Source organism: Klebsiella sp. 2-CIP_Kleb. (assembly GCF_050378715.1).
GTDB lineage: Bacteria > Pseudomonadota > Gammaproteobacteria > Enterobacterales > Enterobacteriaceae > Klebsiella > Klebsiella quasipneumoniae.
This window is the reverse complement of sequence record NZ_JBNRLG010000002.1, coordinates 126,257-138,581: the sequence shown is the minus strand read 5'-3', so window position 1 is coordinate 138,581 and position 12,325 is coordinate 126,257. Positions and strand designations below refer to the sequence as shown.

Annotated in this window: 9 protein-coding genes; 3 read left to right on the top strand and 6 right to left on the bottom strand. The window is 60.2% G+C overall.

From position 1 onward, the window contains the following. Nucleotides 1-50 precede the first annotated feature (50 nt). The 4 genes from proY to phoB all read right to left on the bottom strand — a co-directional run bounded on the left by proY (nt 51) and on the right by phoB (nt 5,251). Nucleotides 51-1,424 carry a proline-specific permease ProY gene (gene proY, locus ACQUTP_RS08615; protein ID WP_023288583.1) on the bottom strand — a complete coding sequence of 458 codons (1,374 nt, stop codon included), beginning with the start codon at nt 1,422-1,424 and terminating at the stop codon, nt 51-53. An 86-nt stretch (nt 1,425-1,510) separates the two neighbouring features. Continuing rightward, complete coding sequence (gene brnQ, locus ACQUTP_RS08610) at nt 1,511-2,830, bottom strand: branched-chain amino acid transporter carrier protein BrnQ (RefSeq protein ID WP_004204859.1); 1,320 nt, start codon at nt 2,828-2,830, stop codon at nt 1,511-1,513. A 414-nt stretch (nt 2,831-3,244) separates the two neighbouring features. Beyond that, complete coding sequence (gene phoR, locus ACQUTP_RS08605) at nt 3,245-4,540, bottom strand: phosphate regulon sensor histidine kinase PhoR (protein ID WP_017898936.1); 1,296 nt, start codon at nt 4,538-4,540, stop codon at nt 3,245-3,247. 21 nt (nt 4,541-4,561) lie between these two features. After that, a complete protein-coding gene (phoB, locus tag ACQUTP_RS08600) occupies nt 4,562-5,251 on the bottom strand; it encodes a phosphate response regulator transcription factor PhoB (RefSeq protein ID WP_004204861.1) in 690 nt (229 codons plus the stop codon). 182 nt (nt 5,252-5,433) lie between these two features. On the opposite strand from phoB, the gene sbcD reads away from it, so the two are divergent. Continuing rightward, complete coding sequence (gene sbcD, locus ACQUTP_RS08595) at nt 5,434-6,639, top strand: exonuclease subunit SbcD (RefSeq protein ID WP_064183759.1); 1,206 nt, start codon at nt 5,434-5,436, stop codon at nt 6,637-6,639. Continuing rightward, the gene (gene sbcC / locus ACQUTP_RS08590) at nt 6,636-9,779 is read left to right on the top strand and encodes an exonuclease subunit SbcC (protein WP_100098520.1); all 3,144 of its coding nucleotides are present in this window, start codon (nt 6,636-6,638) and stop codon (nt 9,777-9,779) included. Before sbcD ends, sbcC begins: the two co-directional genes overlap by 4 nt. Nucleotides 9,780-9,980: 201 nt before the next feature. Here sbcC and mak read toward each other — a convergent pair whose 3' ends face one another. Continuing rightward, nucleotides 9,981-10,895, bottom strand: a complete 915-nt coding sequence (mak, locus tag ACQUTP_RS08585) for a fructokinase (protein WP_004204864.1) — start codon at nt 10,893-10,895, stop codon at nt 9,981-9,983. 91 nt (nt 10,896-10,986) lie between these two features. Here mak and rdgC point away from each other — a divergent pair, with 91 nt between their 5' ends. Beyond that, nucleotides 10,987-11,898 carry a recombination-associated protein RdgC gene (gene rdgC, locus ACQUTP_RS08580; protein WP_002890285.1) on the top strand — a complete coding sequence of 304 codons (912 nt, stop codon included), beginning with the start codon at nt 10,987-10,989 and terminating at the stop codon, nt 11,896-11,898. An 82-nt stretch (nt 11,899-11,980) separates the two neighbouring features. On the opposite strand, the gene ppnP is transcribed toward rdgC, so the two are convergent. Then, nucleotides 11,981-12,265, bottom strand: a complete 285-nt coding sequence (gene ppnP, locus ACQUTP_RS08575) for a pyrimidine/purine nucleoside phosphorylase (protein WP_004204865.1) — start codon at nt 12,263-12,265, stop codon at nt 11,981-11,983. Between the last annotated feature and the right edge of the window lie 60 nt (nt 12,266-12,325).

Sequence of the window (12,325 nt, the reverse complement as noted above, 5' to 3'; positions counted from 1 at the left end):
CGGGTCGGCAAGCCGCCCCGGTCGCGCGATGCTGACCGGGGCGATGTTGATTACTGTGCCTGCGCCAGGCGGCGCTCACGACGGGTCTTAAAGACCCAGCCCAGCAGCAGCAGCGCAATCCACGCCATACCGACGTACAGCGAGATGCGGGTGTCCGGATGATAGCCGATCAGGGCGATAATAAACGCCAGGAACACCAAGCCGACAACCGTGGTCGCCACCCCGCCGGGGACTTTGAATTTCAGGGCTTTGACCTCCTCCGGCGACAGACGGCGGCGGAAGGCAATCTGCGACAGCAGGATCATAATCCACACCCACACGGTGGCGAAGGTGGCCAGCGAGGCGATCACCAGGAAGACGTTTTCCGGCATGATGTAATTGAGGTATACCGCAAACAGCAGCGCAATGGTCATCACCATCACCGTCACCCACGGAATACCGCGACGCGAGGTTTTAGCGAACACCTTCGGCGCGCTCCCCTGCTCGGCCATGCCGTGCAGCATACGGCCCACGCCGAACACGTCGGAGTTAATCGCCGACAGCGAGGCCGTCAGGACCACGAAGTTAAGAATGCTGGCCGCGAAGGTAATGCCCAGATGCTGGAAGGTCAGGACAAAGGGGCTGCCGTCGGTACCCACCTGGTTCCACGGATAGATAGACATAATGACAAACAGCGTGCCGACATAGAACACCAGAATGCGCATCGGCACCGAGTTGATAGCGCGTGGAATGGATTTCTCCGGATCTTTCGCCTCACCGGCGGTAATGCCGATGATTTCGATACCACCGTAGGCGAACATCACCATCTGCAGCGACATCACCATTCCCAGCCAACCGTTGCTGAAGAAGCCGCCGTTGCTCCAGAGGTTATGAATGCCCGTCGGCTGGCCGCCGTTGCCGATCCCCCAGATAATGATGCCGAACCCGGCGAGGATCATAATGATGATGGTGGCCACTTTGAAGAACGAGAACCAGAACTCCAGCTCGCCAAACACCTTGACGCTCATCAGGTTGACGGCGCAGATGATGAGCACCACGCTGAGCACCCAGATCCAGTGCGGCACCGTCGGGAACCAGACGCCCATGTAGATACCGAAGGCGGTGACGTCGGCGATGGCGACGATCAGGATTTCAAAGCAGTAGGTCCAGCCGGTGATATAGCCCGCCAGTCCGCCGAGGTTTTCCTGAGCATAGCGGGAGAATGAGCTGGCGGAAGGGTTATGCACCGACATCTCACCGAGCGCGCGCATAATGATATATGCCGCGACGCCGCCGATAATGTAGGCCAACAGTACGCTGGGTCCGGCCATTTTAATCGCGTCGGCTGAACCGTAAAAAAGCCCGGTGCCGATGGCGGAACCCAGGGCCATAAAGCGGATGTGCCGGGTGCTTAGCCCGCGCTTAAGCTTGTTACTACTTTCCATCGTGGTTTTTCAATGCCGTTTAACACAAAAAATAAAAAACCACGGAACCCGAAGTCCCGTGGTTAAACGCTTGTCCTCAACGCCGGTTAGTGCGCGCTGGAGGTCACCTGACGTCCGGCGGCACGGTCCCAGATCACCGCGAGGATTGCCATCACGGCGGTCGGCATCAGCCAGGCCAGACCTTGCTCCGCCAGCGGCAGACGCGCGGTCCAGGCCGGCAGGATAGCGGCAAACGCCGATGACTTAATCCCGTCAATGATACCAAACATCAGACTGATAAACATGGCCGGCGCGATAACACGTGACGAATTATGCCACCAACTGCGGGTAAAGCTTAATACAACCAGTGCGATACACGGCGGATAGATAGCGGTCAACACCGGAATCGACACCTGAATCAGGTGGCTCAGACCAAGGTTGGAGACCGCCATCGAGAACAGGCCGAGGATGAAGACCAGCGTGCGATAGGAGAACGGCAGATACTGGGCAAAGAACTCAGCGCAGGCGCAGGTCAGACCCACCGCCGTCACCAGGCAGGCGATGAAGATCAGCGCTGCCAGCAGGAAGCTGCCCGCCCCGCCGAAGGTATGCTGCACGTAAGCGTGGAGGATTGCCGCGCCGTTAGCGGACTGGTCCACGAGGGTGGCGCTATCAGAGCCCAGACGGAACAGCGCCAGATACAGCAGGGTCAGACCGACGCCTGCCATCAGGCCCGCCCAGACGGTGTAGCGGGTCAACAAACGCGCTTCGCTGACGCCGCGGGAGCGTGCGGCATTGACAATCACGATCCCGAACACCATCGCGCCGAGGGTGTCCATGGTCAGGTAGCCGTTGACGAAGCCATTGGAGAATGGCGCGGTACGATACGCTTCCATCGCGTCGCTGATCGGGCCCGCCGGCCAGACAACTGCGGCAACCGCCAGCACAATCAGGGCGATAATTTTCAGCGGCGCAAGGAAATTTCCCACCGTATCCAGCAGTTTGCCCGGATAGAGTGAGACCAGGATCACCAGCGCGAAGTAGATAACGCTATAGATCAGCAGCGGCAGCGGGCCGTCGCCGGTCAGCGGCGCAATCCCGACCTCAAAAGAGACGGTCGCGGTGCGCGGGGTCGCGAACAGCGGTCCTACCGCGAGATAACACACCACCGCCAGCAGGATACCCGCCACTTTACCAATCGGGGTGCTCAGGCTTTCAACGCCGCCGCCGACTTTCGCCAGCGCCACCACCGTCAGCACCGGCAGACCCACCGCAGTGATCAGGAAGCCGATCGCCGCCGTCCAGACGTGCTCGCCCGCCTGTAAGCCAACCATCGGAGGGAAAATAATATTGCCTGCGCCAACGAACAACGCGAAGGTCATAAAGCCCAACGCTATGATGTCGCGAGATTTTAACTGATGGGTCATAAATTCATTACTGCCTGTGGATGTGGTGTTGTAAAAAAATGGAAAAATACCGCGCTACCCTCTCAGGGACGATACAGCGGCGATTGCCGGTAAACTCAGCGAGATATGCTCCCGAAGCGGCGTGGGAAAGAATTGTTTTTGGTATTACCACGCAAAAGCAGTCTGTCATCGACTGCGCAGGCGCAATTTAAACGCTTATAACGTTTTAAAGCAAGGCACGATCGCAAAAGCAGATGATTATGCCAATTATCAGTTTAACACCAGAATCATTTACCATATTGATGGAAAACCCGTGGCTTATCATGCGAACAAAAAAGCAGCGCACGTTCATTAAATAGGCGAGGGGAAAATGACTGCCAATGAAAATGACCAGCCGAAGCTGGTCATTGGCAAGATAAGCTGACAGTGCGCCGCTCAGGTGTCGTTTCTGGCAATTAATCGTTCCGGGAGCAGGAAGCTAAAACGGGTTCCCTTGCCCACCGTACTCTCTATTTCCAGTCGGCTGTCATGATGGTTGACCGCGTGTTTGACAATCGCCAGCCCCAGGCCGCTCCCCCCCGTTTGCCGGGAGCGGGCTTTATCCACCCGATAGAAACGCTCGGTCAGACGGGGAATATGCTCCGGCGCAATGCCTGGCCCATTATCTTCGACGCTGAACAGCGCCCCCTGCGGCGTTCGCTGCCAGCTGACGCGAATTTCAGTGCCCGGCGGGGTGTGGTTCACCGCGTTATAAACCAGGTTAGAAATGGCGCTGCGCAGCTGCTCCTCGTTGCCCAGCACCTTGAGCTGCTCATCGACGGTAAAAAACAGCGTCTGCTTATCCTGGCTGAGGGTCTGCGCCTCGCGCTCCACCACCCGCAGCATCATCGGCACGTCGATGCGGTCATTCATCGCCAGCGCCGGCGCGGCTTCAATACGCGACAGCGTGAGCAGCTGCTTCACCAGCCCCTCCATACGCTGGGTTTGCTCACGCATGGTGTGCAGGGCCTTTTCACGGGTCGCCCCTTCCAGCACCTGCTCCTGCATCATCTCCAGATAGCCTTGCAGCACCGTCAGCGGGGTGCGCAGCTCATGGCTGACGTTAGCGAAGAAGTTACGCCGCGCCCCTTCCAGTTGATGCATCTGCGTCACGTCGCGCGCCACCATCAGCCACTGCTTGTCGCTGTAGGGCATCACGCGAATTTCCAGATGACGGGCATTATTCAGCACCAGATTGAGCGGTTTTGAAAAATCACGCTGTTTCAGGTAGGTGGCGAATTCAGGATAGCGCAGAAGGTTAAGAATGTTTTGCCCACTGTCGTCCGGCCAGCGCAGGTTTAAAATCTGCTGCGCCAGGCCATTACACCAGAAAATGGCTCCCTCCTCCGTGGTCAGGACCACCGCGTCCGGCAACGATTCCGCTCCACTGCGGAAGCGTTTAATCAGACTTCCCAGCTCACGTCGACGCTTTTTATTACGCATCTGCATCTGGTGCAGACCATACAGCAGCGGCTCCCAGCTGCCGCGGCCGGGCGGAGGGGTCATGCTCCGGTCCACCCACAGCCACCACGACAGGCGCATCAAATTCCAGAAATGCCAGATCAGCAAACCGGTCACTGCCGCCAGTAAAAACCACGGCAAATGACCCACAAACGCCCCCAGAATCAGGGCCGGAATACACGCTAAAAAGAGCTCCAGCGCCAGCCTTTTCCATGACAGCCGTTCCAGCACGGGTCACACTCCTGTCAAAATTCAGAAACGGGCGGAGAAACGATACCCCGTGCCGCGAACCGTTTGCACCATCCGATCATGGCCACTGTGTTCCAGCGCTTTGCGCAGGCGACGAATATGGACGTCCACCGTGCGGTCTTCCACATAGACGTTGGTTCCCCAAACGTGGTTCAGCAGCTGCTCGCGGCTGTACACCCGCTCCGGATGGGTCATAAAGAAATGCAATAATTTAAATTCCGTTGGCCCCATGTCCAGCGGACTTTCGCCGGTCATCACCCGGTGCGATGAGGGATCGAGGCTCAGCCCCTGCATTTCAATCACCTCTTCCACCGCCATCGGCGAAATACGGCGCATCACCGCTTTGATTCTCGCCACCAGCTCCTTCGGTGAGAAAGGCTTGGTAATGTAGTCGTCCGCCCCGGTCTCCAGGCCGCGAACGCGATCCTCTTCTTCTCCGCGCGCGGTCAGCATCACCACCGGAATATCACGGGTCATCGCCTCGCGCTTGAGCAGCTTAATAAACTGCAGCCCAGAACCGCCCGGCAGCATCCAGTCAAGGAGAATCAAATCAGGCCAGGGTTCATTGAGTTGATTCACCGCGCTGTCATAATCTTCCGCTTCGACAGGCTGAAAGCCATTTTGCTCCAGAACAAAGCAGACCATTTCGCGGATTGGAGCTTCATCTTCAACGACCAGAATTCTTCTCGCCATTATTTACCCTGTGTTTTTTAGCCATCAGTATAGAAGTGCGGCGTCATTATGCGTCACTTTTGTGACAGATTTATGAAAAAAATGACCGTCTGATGATCGGGTATTTTGAAGCATGACGCGGACTTACCCCTCTCCGACAAATGGTATACTGCCGCTCATGCTTTTTTCGCTAGGGAAGATTTATGCGCATCCTTCACACCTCCGACTGGCACCTGGGCCAGAATTTTTACAGCAAAAGCCGTGCGGCCGAACATGACGCCTTCCTGACCTGGCTGCTGGCCCGCGCGCAGGAGCATGAAGTCGACGCCATCATCGTAGCCGGCGATATTTTTGATACCGGATCGCCGCCGAGCTACGCTCGCGAACTGTATAACCGCTTTGTCGTCCAGTTGCAGCAGACCGGCTGTCGCCTGGTGGTGCTGGCGGGCAACCACGATTCGGTGGCGATGCTCAATGAATCCCGCGATATCCTCGCCTTTTTACACACCACCGTCGTGGCGAACGCCGGCTGCCCGCCCATTGAGCTGCCGCGGCGCGACGGCACCCCTGGGGCTATCTTCTGCCCGGTGCCGTTTTTACGCCCGCGCGAGCTGGTCATCAGCCAGGCCGGCCACTCCGGTCGGGAAAAACAGCAGCAACTGCTGCACGCCATCAGCGACTATTATCAGGAACAGTATCATCAGGCCTGCGCGCTGCGCGGCGATCGCCCCCTGCCCGTCATTGCCAGCGGCCATCTGACCACCGTCGGCGCCAGCAAAAGCGATGCCGTTCGCGACATTTATATCGGCACGCTGGATGCTTTCCCGGCGCAGCACTTCCCCCCTGCCGACTACATTGCGCTGGGCCATATTCACCGGGCGCAGGTGGTCGGCGGCTGCGAGCACATCCGCTACAGCGGCTCGCCGCTGCCGCTGAGCTTTGATGAAACCGGCAAAGCGAAATCGGTGCATCTGGTGAGCTTTAGCGATGGGCGACTCAGCGCCGTGGAAACCCTCGAGGTGCCCGTCACCCAGCCGCTGGCGGTCATCAAAGGCGATCTGGCCGCCATCACCGCCCAGCTGGAGCAGTGGCGCGGCGTTGAACAGGACCCGCCGGTGTGGCTGGATATCGAAATCACCACCGAGGAGTACCTGCACGATATTCAGCGTCAAATTCAGGCGCTGACGGAGGATCTGCCGGTGGAAGTATTGCTGGTGCGCCGCAGCCGCGAGCAGCGCGAGAAAATACTGCTCAACGCCCAGCGGGAGACCCTCAGCGAACTGAAGGTGGAAGAGGTGTTCGAGCGCCGGCTGGCGCTGACCGAGATTGACGATGAGAAGCGCGCCCGGCTGCACGAGCTGTTCGCCCATACGCTGCATACGCTCACCGCGGAGGACGAAAACGCATGAAAATCCTCAGTCTGCGTCTGAAAAACCTTAACTCCCTGAAAGGGGAATGGAAGATAGACTTTACCGCCGAGCCGTTCGCCAGCAACGGCCTGTTCGCCATTACCGGCGCCACCGGCGCCGGGAAAACCACCCTGCTCGACGCCATTTGCCTCGCGCTTTACCACGAAACGCCGCGCCTGAATAAAGTCTCCCAGTCGCAAAACGACCTGATGACCCGCGATACCGCCGAGTGTCTGGCGGAGGTGGAGTTTGAAGTGAAGGGCATCGCCTACCGCGCCTTCTGGAGCCAGAACCGGGCGCGTAACCAGCCGGATGGCAACCTGCAGGCGCCCCGCGTCGAGCTGGCGCGCTGCGCCGACGGCAAAATCCTCGCCGATAAGGTCTCGGATAAGCTGGAGCAAACCGCGACGCTCACCGGCCTCGACTATGGCCGCTTCACCCGCTCGATGCTGCTCTCCCAGGGACAATTTGCCGCCTTCCTGAACGCGAAGCCGAGCGATCGCGCGGAGCTGCTGGAGGAGCTGACAGGCACGGAAATCTACGGTCAGATTTCGGCGATGGTCTATGAGCAGCACAAAGCCGCTCGCCATACGCTGGAGAAGTTCGAAGCCCAGGCGGCGGGCATCGTACTGCTGACGGAGGCCCAGCAGCAGGCGCTGCAGGAAAGTTTGCAGGTGCTTACTGACGAAGAGAAAGCCCTGCTGGCGCAGCAGCAAAACCAGCAGCGGCAGCTCCAGTGGCTAACGCGCCGCGACGAGCTGGCGCAGCAGCAGCAGCAGGCGGTCAGCGGCCAGGAGCAGGCCCGCCAGGCGCTGGCCGACGCCGCGCCGGCGCTGGCGAAGCTTGAGCTGGCCCAGCCCGCCGCCCAGCTGCGCCCCCTGTGGGAGCGCCAGCAGGAGCACGCGGCAGGCCTGGAGCAAACCCGCCAGCGAATCAATGAAGTAAATGCTCGCTTACTTGCCAGCACGGCGCTGCGCGCGCGCATCCGCCGCAGCGCCCTGCACGCTCAGCAGCAGCGGCAGGCTGAACTGACCGATCTGGCGCAGTGGCTGGCGGCCCATGAGCGATTCCGCTTGTGGGGCCAGGAGATTGCCGGCTGGCGGGCGCAATTTTCGCAGCTAACGCGGGATAAACAGCAGCTGACGGCCCAGACCAGCCGCCTGGCCGCGCTGCGCCAGAAGCTGACCGCGCTGCCAGCCAGTCCTCTGTCGCTGAGCGCCGATGACGTTGCGGCGGCGATAGCGCAGCAAACCCAGTCGCGACCGCTGCGCCAGCGGCTGCTCTCCCTGCATGAACAGCATCAGCTGCTGCGCAAGCGTCTGCGCCAGAACGCCGAAAGCGTACAGCAGGCGCAGGCGGAGCAGGCAAAACTCAACGCTACCCTGGCGCAACGCCGGGCGCAGTACAAAGAAAAAAACCAGCACTATCTCGACCTGAAAGCGCTCTGCCAGCGGGAAGAAACGATTAAAGATCTGGAAGATTACCGCGCCCGGCTTGAGGCGGGTAAGCCCTGCCCGCTGTGCGGCTCCTGTGAACATCCGGCGATTGAGCAATACGCTTCGCTAACAGTCACGGATAATCAGCGCCGCCGCGATGCGCTGGAAAAAGAGGTCGCCGCGCTAAAAGAAGAAGGTCTGCTGATCCTCGGGCAGGTCAACGCCCTGACGCAGCAGCTCCAGCGTGAGACCGAAGCGGCCGGGCGGCTCGCTGAGGAAGAGCAAGCGCTCACTAAAGCGTGGCAGGAAACCTGCGCCTCTCTGCAGGTCACGCGGGATATTGCGCAAGAGATAAACGACTGGATCCAGGAGCAGGAGCGCTACGAGCAGCAGCTCTACCAGCTCAGCCAGCGCCTGATGCTGCAGAGCCAGCTCAACGATCAGGAGGCGCTGGAGCGCCAGGCTCTGCAGCAGCTGACGGCCACGCGCCAGGGGCTGGAGAGCGCCCTGCAGGCCCTGACGCTGACCCTACCGGAAGAAGGGACAGAATCCGCCTGGCTGAACGCTCGCGAAAGCGAATTTGCCCAGTGGCAGGCGCAACAGACCCGGCATGGCGCCATTCAGGAGCAGATTGCCGCCCTGCAGCCGCTGCTCGAGACGCTGCCAGCCAGCGACGAGGCAGAGGCTGAAGCTGAAGCGGAACCGGCGATCCCCGACAACTGGCGCGCGATCCACGAAGAGTGCCTGGCGCTGCACAGCCAGCTTGTCGCCCAGCAGCAGCTGGAGACCGAAGAGAAGGCGCGCCTGGACCAGTCGCAGGCGCAATTTACCGCCGCCCTGGCCGCCAGCCGCTTTAACGATCGGCAGGCGTTCCTCGCCGCGCTGCTGGACGACGAGACCGCCCAGCGGCTAACGCAGTTAAAACAGACGCTGGAGCAGCAGCTTCAGCAGGCGACGGCGCTCTGCGAGCAGGCGACCCGGCAGCAGCAGGCGCACCTGGCGCTGCGTCCGCACGGGACGGACGCGGACATCCCCGCCCTGCAAACTCAGCTGCACGACCTGGCCCAGCGGCTGCGGGACAACACCACCCGCCAGGGCGAGATCCGTCAGCAGCTCAGGCAGGACGCAGAGAGCCGTCAGCATCAGCAGGCGCTGGGGCGGCAGATTGCAGAGGCGGCGCAGCTGGCGGATGACTGGGGCTATCTCAACTCGCTGATCGGCTCCAGCACCGGCGATCGGTTCCGCAAATTCGCCCAGGGGCTGACGCTGGATAATCTGGTCTGGCTGGCAAACCAGCAGCTTAACCGCCTGCACGGGCGCTATCTGCTGCAGCGCAAAGCCAGCGAAGCGCTGGAGCTGGAGGTGGTCGATACCTGGCAGGCCGACGCCGTGCGCGACACCCGCACCCTCTCCGGCGGCGAAAGTTTCCTCGTCAGCCTGGCGCTGGCCCTGGCGCTGTCAGACCTGGTGAGCCATAAGACGCGGATTGACTCTCTGTTTCTTGATGAGGGCTTCGGCACCCTCGACAGCGAAACGCTGGACACGGCGCTGGACGCGCTGGATGCCCTCAACGCCAGCGGCAAGATTATCGGGGTGATCAGCCACGTGGAGGCGATGAAAGATCGCATTCCGGTGCAGATCAAAGTGAAGAAGATAAATGGCCTGGGCTACAGTCGGCTGGATAGAGCGTTTGCGGTGGAGTGAGGTCTGAGTCATTACGATGTTCCCTCACCCTAACCCTCTCCGGGGGGAGAGGGAACCGTCCGGCGCTGGTTTTCCGTTTCGCACGTTGTTGCGATTACCCCTCTCCCCGCAAGAGACCGGGGGTTCCTGCCACACCCCCAACCACCGACGCCGCCTTTCCCCCTCTCCCTCCGGGAGAGGGCCGGGGTGAGGGGAAGTGGTTCAGGTCCCCTGTAGCGGCCACAGCCATGCCGCGCCGCGTACTCCGCTGGAGTCGCCGTGCATCGCTTTACGGATCGGCGTTTCACACTCGCCGCCGAAGACCCACTGTTTCACCAGGTCCGGCACCGTCTGATACAGCCGCTCGACGTTGCTCATCCCGCCGCCCAGCACGATGACGTCCGGATCGAGGATGTTGACCACGTGGGCGAGCGATTTCGCCAGCCGCTGTTCATAGCGGCTCAGCGCCAGTTCGGCTTTTTCGTCACCTTCACCCACCAGGCGCATAATCTCGCTGCCGCTTAACCCCTTGCCGCTCAGCCGCTGATAGTCAGTGGCAAAGCCGGTGCCGGAGATAAAGGTTTCGATACACCCCTGTTTACCGCAGTAGCAAGGCACTTCCGCACGGTAGCGCAGCTCATCGTCGTTCATCCACGGCAATGGGTTATGTCCCCACTCGCCGGCGTTACCGTTGCCGCCGATATGCGCCCGCCCGTTGAGCGCTACGCCCGCGCCGCAGCCGGTGCCGATAATCACCGCGAACACCGTTTGCGCCCCCGCCGCCGCGCCGTCCACCGCTTCCGACACTGCCAGACAGTTGGCGTCGTTAGCCAGCCGGACTTCACGGTCAAGGCGCAGGCTGAGGTCCTTATCGAAAGGCTGACCGTTGAGCCAGGTCGAGTTGGCGTTTTTCACTACCCCGGTATAGGGCGAAATCGAGCCCGGGATCCCCATCCCCACGGTGCCACGCTGTCCGGTCGCCTGCTCGGCCATCGCCACCAGGGTAGCGATAGTCTCGATGGTTTGCCGGTAATCCTCCCGCGGCGTGGGTAACCGATGGCGAAACAGCTGCTCTCCCTGGTCGCTCAGGGCTATCACTTCGGTTTTTGTACCACCTAAATCAATACCAATACGCACGCTCAGCTCCTCACCCCGATTAACAATGCAAGCATAGCGACAATTCGCTATCATGCCCGCCTGATTTAACGACAAAGCCGTGGAAATTATCATGCTGTGGTTCAAAAATTTAATGGTTTACCGTCTCAGCCGCGATATCGAATTGCGCGCCGAGGAGATGGAAAAACAGCTGGCCGAGCTGACATTTACCCCTTGTGGCAGCCAGGATATGGCGAAAACCGGTTGGGTATCGCCGATGGGATCGCACAGCGACGCGCTGACGCATACGGCGAACGGCCAGATCATTATCTGCGCGCGTAAAGAAGAAAAGATCCTGCCGTCGCCGGTGATCAAGCAGGCGCTGGAGGCGAAGATCCAGAAGCTCGAAGCCGATCAGGGGCGCAAGCTGAAGAAGACTGAGAAAGATTCCCTGAAAGATGAAGTGCTGCACTCGCTGCTGCCGCGCGCCTTCAGCCGCTTCAGCCAGACGATGATGTGGATCGACACCGTCAACGGCCTGATCATGGTGGACTGCGCCAGCGCGAAAAAAGCGGAAGATACCCTGGCCCTGCTGCGTAAAACCCTCGGCTCGCTGCCGGTGGTGCCGCTGACCCTGGAGAATCCGATCGAGCTGACGCTGACCGAGTGGGTCCGCTCCGGCACCGTAGCGCAGGGCTTCCAGCTGCTGGACGAAGCCGAGCTGAAAGCGATGCTGGAAGATGGCGGCGTGATCCGCGCCAAGAAGCAGGATCTGGTCAGCGACGAAATCGCTGTGCACATTGAGGCCGGGAAGGTCGTCACCAAGCTGGCGCTGGACTGGCAGCAGCGTATTCAGTTTGTGATCTGCGACGACGCGTCAATTAAGCGCCTCAAGTTCTGCGATGAATTACGCGACCAAAACGAAGATATCGATCGGGAAGATTTCGCCCAGCGCTTTGACGCCGACTTTATCTTAATGACCGGCGAACTTGCTGCCCTGATCCAAAGCCTGGTGGAAGGGCTCGGCGGCGAAGCGCAGCGCTAAGCGCAGCGCTAAGCGCCGCTTTCTTTCCTGCCTGACAGGAAAAAAATACAACCCGGCGGCAAGCGCCGGGCGTTACGCTGACTTACAGATAGCGGCACAGATAGGAGGTTGGCTCAGCCACCTGCAGATGGAATTCGCTGTTGCCTGGCACATTGAAGGCTTCGCCGGCGGCGTAAACTTTCCACTCAGTCTCACCCGGCAGCAGGACATTCAGCGCCCCGCTGACCACCGTCATCTCTTCCGGCTGCGCCGTACCAAAGGTGTATTCTCCTTCCGCCATCACGCCAACGCTGGCGCGACCGGTACTGCTGCTGGTGAAGCCAATGGATTTCACTTTTCCGTCAAAGTATTCATTGCTTTGAAGCATAAACAAGCCCTTCTGATCGTCGTTGAAAGGCTCAATATAGGGGGCGCTCCTTGCCCCTGT